The organism is Paenarthrobacter sp. GQ52, assembly GCF_059759005.1.
Genome location: NZ_JCAXEJ010000016.1, coordinates 57,684 through 73,153 on the forward strand (window position 1 = coordinate 57,684; position 15,470 = coordinate 73,153).

Below are 15,470 nucleotides of genomic sequence, written 5' to 3' on the forward strand. Positions count from 1 at the left end.
CTAAGCGTCCGAGTGGGACTCGATGGCAACCTTGAGTTGTTCCAACTGCGCCACTTCGCCCTCCAGCGCCTTCTGGAATATGCCATTCATAAGCTTCCGCAGGCCCTTGGGGTGGTACTCAAGGGCGAACCGGAGGCGGGTGGTGTTGCCTTCGGTGCTGAGGTAGAAACCTCCGGTAGGCCGCGCGGGTCCGGCCACCACGGCGTAACGGACTTCGGCTCCCGGGCGGGCTTCGGTGATCCTGAAGTCGGCGGCTACGGGGCGGCCGCCGGGGCCGGAAACCGTCTGCTGGTAGAGGGCGCCTTTTTGGCCGCGAATGCCGGAGCGAAGCGCGATACTGCGCACACCCGAACGCCATAGGGAGTTGTTCATCCCGTCCATGAGGAATCCGTAAACGGTCATGGCGTCCTTGCTGATCACCACTTCATTGGCAGCGAATGCCATGGATACCTCTTTCGGCGTACGGTCGAGTGTCGTAGCCCGGTTCCCCATACGCTGCAGCTAACACCTTCAGAATAGTCAGCGGCGGCCGCCAGCAACACATGACTGCCGAGCCTTGACCGAATGGTTATCTCCCGATTTTCCCGGGGTACTGCTGACAGGAGTCCGTGGGCCGGGTAGAGTGCCTGCGGCTGGCTACAAGCAAATTGGGGGCGTAATGCGAGGTCGAAACTACTCAGGTTCCATGAGGAACGCACGACGACGGCTGGCGGCTTGCGCTGCTTTGTTCAGTCTGGCCGTGGCTGGCGGCGCGGTAACTGCGGCTCCTGCCACGGCTGCGCCGACCACCGCGGTGCCAGCCACTGCGGCCGTTAAGGCACAGAGCAACGCACGCGCCGCCGTCGTCGTTCAAAGTGCAGTACCGGCCACTGCGAATCCACTGCCGAGCGTCGATCCTGTGGGCGACCCCGCGAACTACTCTGTCCTGGTTAACAAGTCCCGGCCCTTGAATCCTGTGAGCTACGCGCCCGGCGACCTAGTCAACGCCCGCGGCTCCGGCCAGTACCTGCGTGCCGAGGCTGCAGCCTGGCTCAATGGGTTGTTCCAAGGTGCGGCTGATGCCGGCACGGGCGGGTTGGCAGTGGTGAGCGGTTACCGTTCCTACGCGCAGCAGCAGCAGGTCTACTCCTATTACGTCAGCATCTACGGCCAGGCACAGGCAGACCTGATCTCCGCACGTCCGGGGCACAGCGAGCACCAGACGGGGCTCGCCGTCGACGTCGGGAACGCCAACGGTTCCTGCGGCCTCAGCACCTGTTTCGGGGACACTCCAGCCGGGATCTGGGTGGCAGCGAATGCCCACAAGTACGGCTTCATTGTCCGCTACCCCAACGGCTACACGAACGTCACTGGCTACAGCTATGAGCCGTGGCACCTGCGCTACGTCGGAGTGGATCTCGCAACCGACATGAAACGCCGTGGCTTCCCCACCATGGAGCAGTATTTCGCCGGCAACCCCACTGCGTATGCCAGCATCACCTCCGGCGCGGACCTGGTTGCTGCGGACTCGTCCGGGCGGCTGCTTCGCTACCCTGCACACGGCGGTGGTGGCTATAGCATCCCCACGGTGATCGGTTCCAACTGGCAGGGCTTGAAGCAGGCCTTCGTGGTGGACTGGGACGCTGATGGCGTCTACGACATTTTGGCGCAATGGGACAACGGCACCTTGGGCTTATTCAAGGGTTGGCCCGGCGGTGCGTTCTCCACGCAGATCGTGGTGGGAACAGGTGACTGGGACAAGATGACTATCACCGTGGGCAAATGGTCCGCGGCGCAGGGGTATCCAGGCATCGTGGGCTACTTCCCCGATGGCGGTCTCCGGTACTACCCCAACACCTCGGGTAGGGCGTTGACCTACCGGGTGGACATTGGAAGTGGCTGGGCGGGCATGGGCCTGACCATGGCCGACTGGAATGCCGACGGCGCCAACGACATCCTGGCCACCACAACGTCCGGGCACTTGCTGAGTTATCCCGGCAACGGCGGGGGTGGCTTCGCAGGCCTGCCCACCACAGTGGGTTCCGGGTGGGGAACCATGAAAGCACTGGTTCCGAGCTTCGGTTTATCCGGTCCGGGCACGCGCAGCATCACTGCCCAAACCGTGGATGGCTACCTCGTCGATTACCGTCTGGGGACCGGGGCCTGGGGCGGTCAGCGCCAGGTGGGCAACGGCTGGAATGGCATGAAGCTGTTCAAGTAGGCGTCCGGTGCGCCGGTCATGGGGAGTCCTGCAACTGCGCTAAGCTAGGACTCGCTCGGGGAGTTTTTCCGGGCAATGCGGGCGTAGCTCAATGGTAGAGCGCTAGCTTCCCAAGCTCGATACGCGGGTTCGATTCCCGTCGCCCGCTCCAGGAAAGCCCCGGATCCAGTGATCCGGGGTTTCTCTTTGCCCGAGGACTGAACCCTGTCCAAGAACAAAAAAGCGCTCGACGACGTCACTCACCAAAGGGGGCCACTTACCCGTCGACCGGGAGGCCTCGTAAGCCTAAACTCTTACGTACATCCACCTATCCGGGAGGTCCTCCAATGACTCTCACCGACGATGGTGAGGCGGGTCCACTCGCCGTCATCAACCGCCTGCTGGAAGCCACGAACAAGCACGATCTTGAAGCCCTGGCTGAGTGTTTCGCGCCGGGCTACGTCAACGAGACACCGGCCCACCCCACCCGGGGATTCACGGGACGGGACACTATCCGCAGCAATTGGGAGCAACTGTTCACCGGCGTACCGGACATCGCAGCCCGCATGTTGGCGCACAGCGTGAGCGGGACCAGCGTGTGGACTGAGCTGCACCTGAAGGGCGCCCGCCGTGATGGCACCCAGCATGAGATGACCGGAGTCATCATTTTCGGCGTGGATGAGGGCATCATCAGCAGTGCCCGCTTCTACCTGGAGCCAGTGGAGAAAGTTGCGACCGTGGACGACACCGCGGATCGCGTCACTCATCGTGTAACGCATGGCCGCCCGGCGGTTCAGCCGGCGCAATAGTCCGACGCCGGCCGGCCCAGTCAGCCAGAGGCCTGCGGTCCAGCACGCGTGACTCCGGCCACAAAGCAATGCGGGGAGGTGTATCGTCAGGAGTCAGGAGCCATTTCGGCTCCGCTCTAAGGGAGCCATCATGGGCGACAAATCACCGCGCCAAACTGCGTCAAAGAAATCCAGCAAATCCATCAAGGAAAAACGCGCGGATAAGCGGGCTTCCGAGTCCTCCGCCACCGAGGCCGCCAAGCCCTCTACCGGCAACAAGAAGTGACCGCACCTACCGGCCCGCTGAGCATTGGTGTTCTTGCTACTTCGCTGAAACCCAACGAGCGACGCCTGCCGATCCACCCGCAGCACTTGGAACGCATTGCTCCGGAAGTGCGCCGGCAACTTCGCTTTGAGTACGGCTACGGCGAGCGGTTCGGTGTCCCGGACAGCAAGCTGGAATCATTGGTGGGCGGGCTCGGTACACGCCAGGAGTTGATTGCCAACAACGACGTCATCCTCCTCCCCAAGCCGCAGGCCCAGGATCTGGCCGAACTCCGTGACGGGCAAACGTTGTGGGGCTGGCCGCACTGTGTGCAGGACCGGGCTATCACCCAGCTTGCCATCGACAAGAAGCTCACACTCATCGCCTTTGAGGCCATGAACCACTGGGCGGGCGACGGCGGCTTTGGCCTGCACGTCTTCCACAAGAACAACGAGCTCGCCGGCTACTGCTCTGTGCTGCATGCCCTGGCATTGACTGGTTCCACCGGTGATTACGGCCGCCGCCTCAGCGCTGTGGTCATCGGTTTCGGGGCCACTGCCCGTGGTGCCGTCACTGCGCTGAATGCCCACGGCGTCCACGACGTCCAGGTGCTCACCAACCGGGGCGTCGCCGCCGTCGGGTCTCCGATCCATTCAGTGCGGATCGTGCAATTCGACCATGACAGCAAGGCGCCGTTCCTCAGCGAAGTCATCACGGACAAGGGGCGCAAGCCCTTGGCACCGTTCCTGGCCGCGGCGGACATCGTGGTCAATTGCACCCTGCAGGACCCGAACGCTCCGCTGACCTACCTCCGCACGGAGGATCTGGCGGAATTCCAGCCGGACAGCCTGATCGTTGACGTGTCCTGCGACGAAGGCATGGGCTTCAGCTGGGCGCGGACCACCACTTTCGACGAGCCCATGTTCCGCGTGGGCGGGCACGTTAACTATTACGCCGTGGACCACAGTCCGTCATACCTTTGGAACTCGGCCAGCTGGGAGATCAGCGAAGCCCTGCTTCCCTTCCTGGACACTGTTGTGGCCGGGCCGGAAAACTGGGATGCCAACGAGACTGTCTCCCGTGCCATTGAGATCCGTGAAGGTGTTATCCGCAATCCGGACGTCCTGGAGTTCCAGGGACGCTCGGCGGAATACCCGCATCTGCCAGTGGCACAGCTTCAGCCAAGATAGCCCGCACAGAATGAAGCGCCCCCGACTGTCGGGGGCGCTTCATCCTGGTTAAGCCGTCTGAGGCTCCTGCACGATCCGCAGCACCCGACGCCGATCGCGCAGGTCCACTTTGATGTGCAGGGATGACTTCCGGGCCAGTACGACGGCGACTACCGCAGCCGCGATGGCCGGTACGCCACCGGAGATCAGGACGGCAAGGTGGGGACCGAGGTGCTCGGCGAGCCAACCCATCATGGGGCCGCCGATTGCCTGCCCACCGATCAGCACCACGAGGTACAGGCTCATGACGCGGCCGCGGATGCTCATGTTGGAGCTGGTCTGCACCATTTGGTTGGCCGCTGTGAGGAACATGAGGCACCAGAATCCGGCGAGGACCATGGTGACGCTGAACCACACCATGGACGGCATCAGCGAGGACACACAGAGCATGAGCCCGTACAACCCCGCCGACGTCACCACCGAGCGCAACCGCAACTGGCGACGCCGTGTGGACGCTACCGCTCCCATCAGCGCACCGAGCGCAACCATGGCGTTCAGCAGGCCGTAGCCTCCGGCGCCGGCGTCGTACACGTTGTCCGCGAAGGCGGCCAGCAGCACCGGCAGGCTCATGGCAAAAACTGCCACGAACCCGGCCATCAACCACGGCCAGTAGATTGTGGGCTTGCTGAGCGCGTAGTTGAGTCCTTCGCGGAGCATTCCCTTCTTGCGAGGGGTCGGCTGGCTGAGGTGCAACTGATCCTTGCGGAGGATCAACAGCATGGCAACAGTGGAGCAGCAGGCTACGGCGTTCGCCGCGAAGGCCCATCCGGCACCCACTGCGGTGAGCAGCACACCGGCCAGGGCGGGACCGATCAGTCCGCCGAGCTGGAATGTGGTGGAGTTAACGCTGATGGCATTCCGGAGGTATTTGGGTCCGACGAGCTCATTGACGAAAACCTGCCGGGCCGGCTGGTCCAGAACCGTCACGAAGCCCAAAAGCAGGGCGATGACGTACACATGCCACACTTCGACGCGCTGGCTCAGGGAGAGCACCGCCAACGCGGCCGCGAGCACGGCGGCCGCGGATTGGCAGATGATGAGGATCTTTCGCTTGGCAAAGCGGTCGGCAATCATGCCGCCCCACGGGCCAAGGAAAAGCGAAGGCATGAACTGCAATGCCACAGTAATTCCGACGGCGGTGACGGAACCGGAAAGCTGCAGCACCATCCAGTCCTGGGCGATGCGCTGCATCCAGATCGCGATCACGGCGATGAAATGACCGATCGCGAAGATCCTGAAATTGGGGACCTTCAGGGAGATGAAGGTATGCCGCCAGGGCAGCTTTTCACTCACGACGGCGAGTGGCTGGGTGACGGTGTCCGCGGGCTGAGGTGCGGATAGGGAATCGATGACGGGCTGGCTGACGTTTGCCGCTGAAGGCGGTGGGGGTGCCAAAGGTAGTCCTCGGATGGAGAGTTTCGGTGGGATGCGTTTAACGCTAGGGTTGCGAGCAGCAATTATGGAAGCGTATTGCGCCTATAACTAGCATTGCGGAACGCAATGACCATGCTGCAAGGGCGCAGTACTCCGGCCCGGCGCTGACCTGCGCTTTAGGAGTTCCGTGTTCGAACCTGTCCAGCTCCGTTCCTTTTTGGCCGTCGCAGAAACGCTGAGTTTCACCAAAGCTGCGGAACGCCTTGGGCTCGCACAGCCCACCGTCAGCCAGCATGTCCGCAAGCTTGAGGCCGCTGCCAAGCGGGTGCTGGTTGCCCGCGATACCCGCGAGGTCCGGCTCACCGACAACGGCGACGCCATGGCCGGTTTTGCCCGCAGCATCCTTGCCGCCCACGACTCCGCCGCCCGCTACTTTTCCGGTTCGGCCATGAGAGGGCGCCTCCGGTTCGGCACCGCAGACGACCTCGCCATCACCGGCCTCCCCCGGATCCTCCGCGAGTTCCGACAGTTGTACCCCCAGATCAACTTGGAGCTCACCGTCAGCCAAAGTGACCAGCTGTACAAGCGACTCAATGCCGGCCAGCTGGACCTTGTGTTCGTGAAATGGGTGGCCGGAGCAAAGGAAGGCACGGTGGTCCGGCACGACAATTTCGCCTGGGTCGGCGTCGAGCAGACCGTACTGGAACCCGGGGCGCCCGTCCCGCTCATCGCCTACCCAGCGCCAAGCCTGAGCCGAAAACTAGCCATTGACGCACTGGAAGCCGAAGGCCGGACCTGGCGGATCACCTGTAGCACCAAGCAGATCAGCGGAGTGCTCGCGGCCGTTCGTGCCGGCATCGGAGTTGCCGTGATGCCGGCGTCGCTGGTGCCCGAGGACCTGAAGGTCATCACGCAACGTTTCGGGCTCCCGCCGGTAGGCGACGTCGACTTCACCCTGATCCGGAATCCCCTGGCCAACGCCGAGGTCATCGATGCCCTCACGCAGGCCATCATGGGGAGGACGCTGAGTAAGTCGAACTAGTGGGCGTGCAGGCTCGGCCCCGTACTGGGACGCCGCCCGGCCCACCATCGGATCATCCGGAGGTCATTCAGCGTGAACCGCCCCTCGGGCAGCGCGGCTCTGATGCGTTCGTCGTCGAAGGGGAGCGCCGGACGCAGTCCGAACGGAAGCTCCGGCGCGAAGGGCGCGGGTTCGCTAACCCCTTCGGCGAGCATATGCGCTTGTGCTTTGGCAACGAGCGGCACCACCATGGTCCACTCCGTTAACTGCGCGAGCACCCGGATTGCCCATACTGGAGCGCGAACGTACAGAGGCCGCCCACCTGCAAGCCGCGCGATCCTGCGGACAGCAGTTCCCAGCTCAAGTTCTTCGGCTCCAAGTAGGGTCACAGTAGGGCTGGCGACACGGCCTTCCATGGCAGCAATCAATGCGTTGACAGCCTCTTCCACTGGAACCGGCCGAACTGTCCGTTCGTGAAAGCCCACCGTCGCGAAGATCGGAAAGGTACGCACGGCGCGGGTGACGTGGTCCACCATATGGTCACCTAGGCCGTAAATCATCCCCGCTTTGAGGATGGTGTGCTCGATGCCGGATTCCCGCAAGAGCTCCTCGGCCGCCCACTTGGTCTCGTGGTAGGCCGAGCCACAGTCAGGCCGGGCCCTTAGGAAGCTCAGCATTACTATGCGCTGCACGCCCGCTCGTCGGGCCGCCTCAATGACCGCCCGGGTGCCATGGACGTGTACACGATCGAAGGTCTGGTCGCCGACCTCCCGATTGATCCCGGCACAATGCGCCACTACGTCGCAGCCAGCGAAGGCAGCCGCCAAGGCATCCACATCATTGATCTGCACGCCCATCCGCCTGGAGATGACAACAGTGTCCGGACTGTTGAGTCGCCCTGCCAAGTGACGCCCTACAAAGCCGGTTCCACCGGTAATGGCTACACGCATATTCTTGCTCCTTCGCTTATTAGCAATGAAGCTAAACTGTATATAGCAATTGTGCTATATTGCAAACATGGCAGATACAGCATCAGACATCTTCGCCGCGCTCGCGCACCCTACAAGGCGGCAGATTCTGCAGGACCTTAAGGACGGCGAGTTGGCTGCCGGTGAGATCGCTGCGCGGTTCAGCGCCACGGGCCCCACCATTTCCCGTCACTTGAGCGTGCTCCGGCAGGCCGGCCTGATTGCGGAGCGGCGCGATGCCAATCGCATCCTGTACTCACTCGTCGGCGAGCGGCTTGCGCTCTCAGTCGGCGACTTCCTCTCCACCGTCTGCCCCGAGCAGATTGTGTTGCGCGAGGTCCGGAAGCGCACCACCCTCCGCCCGTCAACGAGCACATCTGAGGCCTGAATCAACAGGCGTAGTAGGCTCACCGAATGATTCACAAGCTCACTACGCCGTCGGCAAGCTTCCATACCTCCTGGCTGGAAAGTTATGACGAGTGGGGAACCTTGGACCAAGACGGTTCTGCGGCCTTCGTGGCAGCGAGATACGACTTGGATCTTCGCGACAGCAGCGACTTCGCGAAATGGATTGAAGTACTGCATGAATTGCCCAAGCAGAGCTTCCGGCCTCCCGAGAGGCTGGCCAACCAAAGCACCATTTGGGTGGTTCGGGATGCTACCTACCTGGGCTCCGTCAGCCTGAGGCACGCACTCGCAACCGAATACTTGACCGAAGTTGGCGGACACATCGGCTACGGAATAAGGCCAAGCGCAAGAGGCCACAGCCTCGCCAAGTTTGCCTTGAAGGGTGCCATGGAAGAAGGGCGCACGCTCGGAATGGAGCGCGTCCTGGTGACCTGCAAGCAGCCTAATGTGGCGTCCGCCCGCACCATCGAGTCGTGCGGAGGCGTCCTTGAGAGCGTCCGTCCTCCAGCGAGCTTCGCCCCGGCGCTGGGTGTCACCGAATCGATCCGACGCTACTGGATCGATCTGTAGCGCGGAGAAGTGCGCGGTCACTGTCATTGCTGACTTGGCGCGTTCGCTGCACGTTCCGCGCTTTGCACCAGTAACCTCTGGTGCGCACGGCGGGAACGGGTGCGGCTTTGGTGCCCAGGGGGTGCGCACGGCGGGAACGGGTGCGGCTTTGGTGCCCAAGGGGGTGCGCACGGCGGGAGCCGGGAACAAATGTGTTCAACAGGCGATACGTCCTTACCGGGTAAGCGCATTCCCGATATCCTGTGACCATGATCGACCTCACTACGCTGGCTGACCTCACGCCAGGCATCTGTTCCGTCACTCTCCGTTCGCAGGGGATAGACGATGTGGTCCGAATTTCTTCGGACGCAGGCTTGGCCGGGATCGAGTGGGGTACCGATGTACACGTCAGCGATTCCGAGTCAGCGGCGCACGCCAAGGAAGCCACGGTGGCGGCCGGACTCAGCGTCCTCTCGCTCGGCTCGTACTACCGCTGCGGCGCCTTCGAGGACTTTGGCCGCGCGCTGGACCTTGCCACAGGGCTTGGCGCTCCCCGGATCCGCGTGTGGGCCGGGGAACTTGGCTCTGCCGAGGCCAACGAGGACCACTGGGATGCAGTGGTCCAAGACACCCGGCGTATCGCCGATCTGTCGGCCGCCCGCGGCATGGCCATCGCATTCGAGTACCACGGCAACACCCTTACCGACTCCCCCGCCACTACCCTCGACTTACTGAACCGGGTGAATCACCCCAACGTCGGCACCTACTGGCAGCCCGCCGTCGGACTTTCGGATAAACAGGCGCTTGAGTCCCTCCACGAAGTCTTGCCGCACCTGGCGGGCGTGCATTGTTTCTCCTGGGGACCCGAAGCCGAGCGCTTTCCACTGCGGAACCGGAAGCTGCTGTGGCAGACAGTCACCGATGTCCTGCGCGGCAACGGCAAGGATATGGACATCATGCTGGAATTCGTTGAGGATGACCTGCCGGAAAACGTCCTCAACGACGCCGCTTTCCTGCACACGATCACACTGGGCGAGGACTAGCGCCGGCTGCTCAGTCCAGCCCATCCGCTGAAATAGGGCCGTTGTGCCTTGACCTCCACGACGGTTATGACTTCTGACCTGGTCAGACTTGCGATTCCACCGGAGTTTCCGTGCTGCGGCGGAGTTTCACCGCGCCGCTGACCGGCGCGGTGTCAGGGTCGCCGGCGGCCAGGCGGCCGATGTCCTCCAGCGGCAGGTGCACCGTGGACAAGGCAGGGCGGAAGTCGCGGAGGGTTTCGATGTCGTCAAAACCCGCGATAGTGGCATCCCGGGGAATCCATACGCCTTCGGGCCGGAGCGCAGCGGTAACGCCAATGGCCATGACGTCGTTCACGGCGAAGATGCAGAGCCGTTTTTTGGAGGCCTTGATCCGCTCGGCGAGTGCGGGCCCGGCGTCGTATCCTCCAGCGCGGTTGAAGCCGGTACGGATGATCTCTGCTGCGGGTCTTCCAGCGTCTGCGAGACCCCGCTGGAAGCCGCGGACCCGGTCGTCGGAGGTGTACAGCCCTTCGGGACCCGCAACGATGAGGAATTCACCACCATGCGTAGCGGCCAATTCCACAGCAAGGCCGGCTGCGAGCTCCTCATTGGGGACTTCAACCACGTGGTAGCCCTCTGTAGTGGAGGCGCCAACCACCGGGTGGCCAATAACCCCCACATGTCCGCCATTGCGGCAGTAGCGGTCCAGTTCCGCGGCGAGTTCGATGTTGCCTTGCTTGTCCTCGGCGCGCACGGACCGCGAGCCGGCGATCACGATGGAGTCGGCACGTCGGGCGGCGAACGCGGCCACTGCTTCTTTTTCGTCCTGCGCGGCGCCGGATGTGCTGGCCAGCAACACCATGCGGTTTTGCTGGCGGGCTGCTTCCTGGACCCCGCGGGCGATGGCGGAGAAGTAGGGGTCGGCAATGTCGTGAACAATGAGGCCGATCAATCCCGAGCTCGACTTCGCCAGGGCCTGCGCCTGCGCGTTGGGAACATAGCCGAGCTTGTCGGCGGCTTCGCGGACGCGCTCCGCGATGTCCTCAGCCGGCTTACGGGACGAGCCGTTCAGGACCCGGGATGCGGTTGCGAGGGAGACCCCGGCCAATCGGGCAACTTCACTCAGTGTGCTGGCGGCCACGGGGCCCTCCTTTTCTGCAAGCGTCGGGACTGGCGCTAAGAAAATTATGGCAGTCTTCCACCATTTTTGGGAAAGCGCTTGCCAACACGGCGCGCCATGGTGCATGATCGATTGCAGCGGGAATGCGCTTTCCCACATCAAGAACTGCAAGCACCGGCAACCGCAGAGCGACCGGCACACAAGGCACTGGAGAAAACATGGGCTACGAAACAAAGACGATCCGCATCGCCATGAACGGCATCACCGGCCGTATGGGATACCGCCAGCACTTGCTGCGATCCATCCTGCCCATCCGCGACGCCGGCGGCTTCACCCTGGAAGACGGCACCAAGGTTCAGGTCGAGCCGATCCTCGTTGGCCGCAATGAAGCCAAGATCCGCGAACTAGCCGAACTCCACAAGGTTTCCGAATGGACCACGGACCTCGACGCAGTCATCGCCGATCCCACCGTGGACATCATCTTTGACGCCTCCATGACCAGCCTCCGCGCCGCCACCCTGAAGAAGGCCATGCGCGCCGGCAAGCACATCTTCACCGAGAAGCCCACGGCAGAGACCCTCGAAGAGGCCATCGAGCTTGCACAGATCGGCAAGGAAGCCGGCGTCACTGCAGGCGTTGTGCACGACAAGCTGTACCTCCCCGGCCTGGTCAAGCTCCGCCGCCTGGTGGACGAAGGTTTCTTCGGACGCATCCTCTCCATCCGTGGCGAATTCGGCTACTGGGTCTTCGAAGGCGATGTCCAGGCTGCGCAGCGTCCGTCCTGGAACTACCGCAAGGAAGACGGTGGCGGAATGACCACGGACATGTTCTGCCACTGGAACTACGTCCTTGAAGGGATCATCGGCAAGGTCAAGAGCGTCAACGCCAAGACTGCCACGCACATCCCCGCACGTTGGGACGAAGCCGGAAAGGAATACACGGCCACCGCTGACGACGCCTCCTACGGCATCTTCGAACTCGAAACCCCGGGGGGCGACGACGTCATCGGCCAGATCAACTCCTCCTGGGCCGTCCGCGTCTACCGCGACGAACTGGTTGAGTTCCAGATCGACGGCACGCACGGTTCCGCCGTCGCCGGTTTGAACAAGTGCGTTGCGCAGCAGCGCGCCCACACCCCCAAGCCCGTCTGGAACCCGGACCTGCCCGTCACCGAATCCTTCCGCAGCCAGTGGCAGGAAGTCCCGGCCAACGCTGAACTGGACAACGGCTTCAAACTGCAGTGGGAAGAATTCCTGCGCGACGTCGTGGCCGGCCGCGAGCACCGCTTCGGGCTGCTTTCCGCAGCACGCGGCGTCCAGCTGGCCGAGCTCGGCCTGCAGTCCTCCGCTGAGCGCCGCACCATCGACATCCCGGAGATCACGCTCTAATGACGTCACTGATTCTTCCCACCAACGACGGCGGCACCCGCGAGTACCGCCTTCAGGCAGCCACATCGTGGGCCAAGCCGACCGCTCCTTTGACGGCCCGCCACGCCTATGCAGCAGCCCACGTCATCCCCGAGGTCGCTGCGGACAACACTCCAGGCGCACCGGCGCAGCTCGACTGGGACGCCACCCTCGCTTACCGGCACGAGTTGTGGTCCTACGGCCTGGGTGTCGCCGACGCCATGGACACCGCGCAGCGCGGCATGGGCTTGGACTGGGCAGCCACCCAGCAGCTCATCAAGCGCACCGGCGCAGAAGCCGCATCCGTTGTTGCGGCAGGCGACGCCGCCATTTCCGGCAAGTCCGTCCGCGATCTCGTCTCATGCGGCGCGGGCACCGATCAGCTGGACATCGCCACGCTTCCCGAGGGTGCAGCTGGTATCCAGGCCGTCATCGACGCCTACCGTGAGCAGATCGCCGTCGTCAGTGAGGCCGGCCCCAAGGTCATCCTCATGGCGTCCCGCGCCTTGGCCAAGGTTGCAAGCGGTGCTGACGACTACCTGCACGTCTACTCGACACTCCTGCAGGAAGTGGATCAGCCCGTCATCCTGCACTGGCTCGGCACCATGTTCGACCCCGCACTGGCCGGATACTGGGGTTCCGACGACGTCTCCGTGGCCACCGAAACGTTCCTCAGCCTGATCCGCGAGCACGCGGACAAGGTTGATGGCGTGAAGGTTTCGCTGCTGGACGCCTCGCACGAGGTGGCTCTCCGCGCCGCACTTCCGGAAGAGGTCCGCCTCTACACGGGCGACGACTTCAACTACCCGGAGCTGATCGACGGCGACGAGACCCACCACTCGGACGCCCTGCTGGGCATCTTCGCCGCCATCTACCCTGCCGCTTCGGTGGCATTGCAGAAGTACGACGCCGGTCAAGGCAGCGAAGGGCGCGCGATCCTGGACTCCACCCGTGAGCTCGGAAAGCACATCTTCAGCGCACCCACTTTCTACTACAAGACCGGTATCGCCTTCATGTCCTGGCTCAATGGCAAGCAGCCCGGTTTCCAGATGGTGGGCGGCCTGCACTCCGGCCGTTCGGTGCTGCACTTGGCCAAGACCTTCGAACTGGCCGACCAAGCCGGCCTGCTGAAGGATCCGTCACTGGCCGCGTTCCGGATGTCTGACTTCCTGCGGATCAACGGGGTGGGCGCATGAGCGCGGACTTCTCCCGCCTGTCGCTGAACAGCGCCACCACCAAGAAGTGGACGCTTGCTGAGGCTGTGGATGGTTGCGCCCGCGCCGGCATCCCCGCGATCGGTCCGTGGCGTGACCGTGTGGCCGAGGCCGGCTTGGATAAGGCAGGCAAGCTCATCAAGGACGCAGGCCTGCGGGTCTCGTCGCTGTGCCGCGGCGGCTTTCTCACTGCGGCCGACGCTGAAGGGCAGGCCGCAGCCCTCGCCGACAACTTCGAGGCCGTCCGCGAAGCAGTAGCGCTGGACACCCAGGAGCTGTTCCTGGTGGTTGGTGGGCTCGCTCCTGGTGAGAAGGACGTCGTCGCTGCACGCCAGCGCGTCGCCGACCGCCTGGAGGAACTAGTCCCGTTCGCTTCCGAGAACGGTGTACGGCTGGTGCTGGAACCCCTGCACCCGATGTACGCCGCAGACCGCGCGCTCATCTCCACCCTTGGCCAGGCCCTCGATCTCGCCGCGCCGTACGACGCGAAGGCGGTCGGCGTCGCCGTCGACACCTTCCACGTCTGGTGGGATCCGGAGCTGAGGGCTCAGGTTGAACGTGCCGGCCGCGAAAACCGCATCGCTTCCTACCAGGTGTGCGACTTCAACCTGCCGATCGCTGCGGACGCGCTATTGTCCCGCGGCATGATGGGCGACGGCGTCATCGACTTCGCGACCATCGGCACCTGGGTCAGGGACGCCGGATACACGGGCGACATCGAAGTTGAAATCTTTAACCAGGACATTTGGGACGCCGACGGCGACACAGTCTTGGAAACCATGAAGCAGCGCTATGCGGAGCTCGTCCTCCCGTTCGCGTAACAACGTGATCCTCCCGCGGATGCCCTAAGCTCCGCGGGAGGATCGCTCCAAAAGCCAGCGGGTTCCTGCCAAGGTCACGGCGGGGGCCCGCTTTTTTGCGCCACCCATCTTCCTCCGGGCCACAGCTAGCACGGCGGAGGTGCGGCCACCACCCACTTTGATTCTGAAACTGCCCGGACACGCCGCATTGCGGGTGTGTCGCCGCAGTCCCGGGTCCGAAGAAGGTGGTGACGGCGCACCCTCTTTCCAGCATCTCGTGGCCGAGTCCTCTCCATCCGCGCCACGCGTAAATGCCGCGACACTGGGATTCCGCCGGCGGGAGTCGCTTTCGGAGGCGCAATGGGCTTTGCATGACGTTCGCCATCCCCGCTGCCGGAAAAGGCTCGACGGCGGGGGCCCGCGAGCGCCGCCGTCGCATCTTTTAGCGTGCTTGGCTGCTGCGAAGGTACGGCCACCACCCACTTTGATTCTGAAACTGCCCGGACACGCCGCATTGGGGGTGTGTCGCCGCAGTCCCGGGTCCAAAGAAGGTGGTGACGGCACACCCCTATTTGTGTCCGCTATAAGTCGTGGAGTGCGCAGGTGAGATAAGTGGTACACAGCTGAAACATTGTGTCGACGAGAGGAAACAATGGCCGCCTACGCTGGTTTTACCTGGACAAAGACGTCCACGAAACCACTGAAAGGACACCACCATGATGCTCTTGAAGACCCTGAATTTTTTCCTCGACGCCAGCGGCAGCCACAGCGGCCCATCCGGCGAATCCAGCCCCGAGCACTCCCCCGCCATTGCCACGAAGCGCCTGACCTCAAGCGCCTGGGAGGGCTGGTGGGATGACGCAGATCAAGGCTTTCCCGCCGAAGCCTGAGCCTTCAACCCGCCACTGGCCCGGATTCAGGAGGCTCGCGCAGCGAGCTGCACTTTGGCCTTCGGCAGGCCGATAAGGGTGACCAACCCGCCGTCGAGCCCTTCCAATTCCAAGCTGATGTTCCGCGAGCCGTCCTGGGGTTCGACGGAGTTGACTTGGAAAACCTCACCACTGATCCGGACGCTGTCGCCGTTCTTAATGGCCTTGAGCTTCTTGCTCCTTGCACCGGGTGCCATG

17 protein-coding genes and 1 tRNA gene are annotated in these 15,470 nt (G+C 63.4%); 13 read left to right on the forward strand and 5 right to left on the reverse strand.

Annotated features, from left to right (window positions below):
- A complete protein-coding gene (locus AC6CH8_RS17710) occupies positions 1-444 on the reverse strand; it encodes an SRPBCC family protein (RefSeq protein ID WP_091469821.1) in 444 nt (147 codons plus the stop codon).
- 241 nt (positions 445-685) lie between these two features.
- On the opposite strand from AC6CH8_RS17710, the gene AC6CH8_RS17715 reads away from it, so the two are divergent.
- From AC6CH8_RS17715 to AC6CH8_RS17735, 5 genes are all read left to right on the forward strand, one after another.
- The gene (locus tag AC6CH8_RS17715; protein ID WP_498191683.1) at positions 686-2,200 is read left to right on the forward strand and encodes a M15 family metallopeptidase; all 1,515 of its coding nucleotides are present in this window, start codon (positions 686-688) and stop codon (positions 2,198-2,200) included.
- A gap of 77 nt (positions 2,201-2,277) precedes the next feature.
- Positions 2,278-2,351, forward strand: a tRNA-Gly gene (locus AC6CH8_RS17720).
- A gap of 175 nt (positions 2,352-2,526) precedes the next feature.
- Positions 2,527-2,988, forward strand: coding sequence for a nuclear transport factor 2 family protein (locus AC6CH8_RS17725; protein ID WP_420179187.1), 462 nt, complete (start codon positions 2,527-2,529; stop codon positions 2,986-2,988).
- A gap of 130 nt (positions 2,989-3,118) precedes the next feature.
- Positions 3,119-3,253 (forward strand): hypothetical protein, encoded by a 135-nt coding sequence (locus tag AC6CH8_RS17730; RefSeq protein ID WP_011776304.1) that lies wholly within the window; start codon positions 3,119-3,121, stop codon positions 3,251-3,253.
- The gene (locus tag AC6CH8_RS17735; protein WP_498191684.1) at positions 3,250-4,422 is read left to right on the forward strand and encodes a N(5)-(carboxyethyl)ornithine synthase; all 1,173 of its coding nucleotides are present in this window, start codon (positions 3,250-3,252) and stop codon (positions 4,420-4,422) included. The genes AC6CH8_RS17730 and AC6CH8_RS17735 overlap by 4 nt, the downstream gene beginning before the upstream one ends.
- Before the next feature lie 48 nt (positions 4,423-4,470).
- Here AC6CH8_RS17735 and AC6CH8_RS17740 read toward each other — a convergent pair whose 3' ends face one another.
- Positions 4,471-5,856 carry an MFS transporter gene (locus tag AC6CH8_RS17740; protein WP_498191685.1) on the reverse strand — a complete coding sequence of 462 codons (1,386 nt, stop codon included), beginning with the start codon at positions 5,854-5,856 and terminating at the stop codon, positions 4,471-4,473.
- Between the two features lie 166 nt (positions 5,857-6,022).
- On the opposite strand from AC6CH8_RS17740, the gene AC6CH8_RS17745 reads away from it, so the two are divergent.
- A complete protein-coding gene (locus AC6CH8_RS17745; RefSeq protein WP_024818365.1) occupies positions 6,023-6,877 on the forward strand; it encodes a LysR substrate-binding domain-containing protein in 855 nt (284 codons plus the stop codon).
- On the opposite strand, the gene AC6CH8_RS17750 is transcribed toward AC6CH8_RS17745, so the two are convergent.
- On the reverse strand, positions 6,874-7,806 hold the full coding sequence (locus AC6CH8_RS17750) for an NAD(P)H-binding protein (RefSeq protein WP_498191686.1): 933 nt from the start codon (positions 7,804-7,806) through the stop codon (positions 6,874-6,876). The two genes, AC6CH8_RS17745 and AC6CH8_RS17750, sit on opposite strands and share 4 nt — an antisense overlap.
- A gap of 67 nt (positions 7,807-7,873) precedes the next feature.
- On the opposite strand from AC6CH8_RS17750, the gene AC6CH8_RS17755 reads away from it, so the two are divergent.
- The 3 genes from AC6CH8_RS17755 to AC6CH8_RS17765 all read left to right on the forward strand — a co-directional run bounded on the left by AC6CH8_RS17755 (position 7,874) and on the right by AC6CH8_RS17765 (position 9,824).
- Positions 7,874-8,212: a metalloregulator ArsR/SmtB family transcription factor gene (locus AC6CH8_RS17755; protein WP_498191687.1), complete on the forward strand. Its 339-nt coding sequence runs from the start codon at positions 7,874-7,876 to the stop codon at positions 8,210-8,212.
- A 26-nt stretch (positions 8,213-8,238) separates the two neighbouring features.
- Positions 8,239-8,802 (forward strand): GNAT family N-acetyltransferase, encoded by a 564-nt coding sequence (locus AC6CH8_RS17760; RefSeq protein ID WP_498191688.1) that lies wholly within the window; start codon positions 8,239-8,241, stop codon positions 8,800-8,802.
- A gap of 248 nt (positions 8,803-9,050) precedes the next feature.
- Complete coding sequence (locus tag AC6CH8_RS17765; protein WP_498191689.1) at positions 9,051-9,824, forward strand: sugar phosphate isomerase/epimerase family protein; 774 nt, start codon at positions 9,051-9,053, stop codon at positions 9,822-9,824.
- An 82-nt stretch (positions 9,825-9,906) separates the two neighbouring features.
- Here the strand turns inward: AC6CH8_RS17765 and AC6CH8_RS17770 are convergent, their stop codons facing one another.
- Positions 9,907-10,944 (reverse strand): LacI family DNA-binding transcriptional regulator, encoded by a 1,038-nt coding sequence (locus AC6CH8_RS17770; protein ID WP_498191690.1) that lies wholly within the window; start codon positions 10,942-10,944, stop codon positions 9,907-9,909.
- Positions 10,945-11,141: 197 nt separating this feature from the next.
- Here AC6CH8_RS17770 and AC6CH8_RS17775 point away from each other — a divergent pair, with 197 nt between their 5' ends.
- The 4 genes from AC6CH8_RS17775 to AC6CH8_RS17790 all read left to right on the forward strand — a co-directional run bounded on the left by AC6CH8_RS17775 (position 11,142) and on the right by AC6CH8_RS17790 (position 15,233).
- Entirely contained in the window at positions 11,142-12,311 is a 1,170-nt protein-coding gene (locus tag AC6CH8_RS17775) for a Gfo/Idh/MocA family protein (protein ID WP_026005605.1), read from the forward strand.
- Positions 12,311-13,525: a dihydrodipicolinate synthase family protein gene (locus AC6CH8_RS17780; protein ID WP_498191691.1), complete on the forward strand. Its 1,215-nt coding sequence runs from the start codon at positions 12,311-12,313 to the stop codon at positions 13,523-13,525. Before AC6CH8_RS17775 ends, AC6CH8_RS17780 begins: the two co-directional genes overlap by 1 nt.
- The gene (locus AC6CH8_RS17785) at positions 13,522-14,364 is read left to right on the forward strand and encodes a sugar phosphate isomerase/epimerase family protein (RefSeq protein ID WP_498191692.1); all 843 of its coding nucleotides are present in this window, start codon (positions 13,522-13,524) and stop codon (positions 14,362-14,364) included. Before AC6CH8_RS17780 ends, AC6CH8_RS17785 begins: the two co-directional genes overlap by 4 nt.
- A 695-nt stretch (positions 14,365-15,059) precedes the next feature.
- Positions 15,060-15,233 carry a hypothetical protein gene (locus tag AC6CH8_RS17790; protein WP_364308921.1) on the forward strand — a complete coding sequence of 58 codons (174 nt, stop codon included), beginning with the start codon at positions 15,060-15,062 and terminating at the stop codon, positions 15,231-15,233.
- A 26-nt stretch (positions 15,234-15,259) separates the two neighbouring features.
- Here AC6CH8_RS17790 and AC6CH8_RS17795 read toward each other — a convergent pair whose 3' ends face one another.
- Positions 15,260-15,469 carry a hypothetical protein gene (locus AC6CH8_RS17795; protein ID WP_498191693.1) on the reverse strand — a complete coding sequence of 70 codons (210 nt, stop codon included), beginning with the start codon at positions 15,467-15,469 and terminating at the stop codon, positions 15,260-15,262.
- Between the last annotated feature and the right edge of the window lies 1 nt (position 15,470).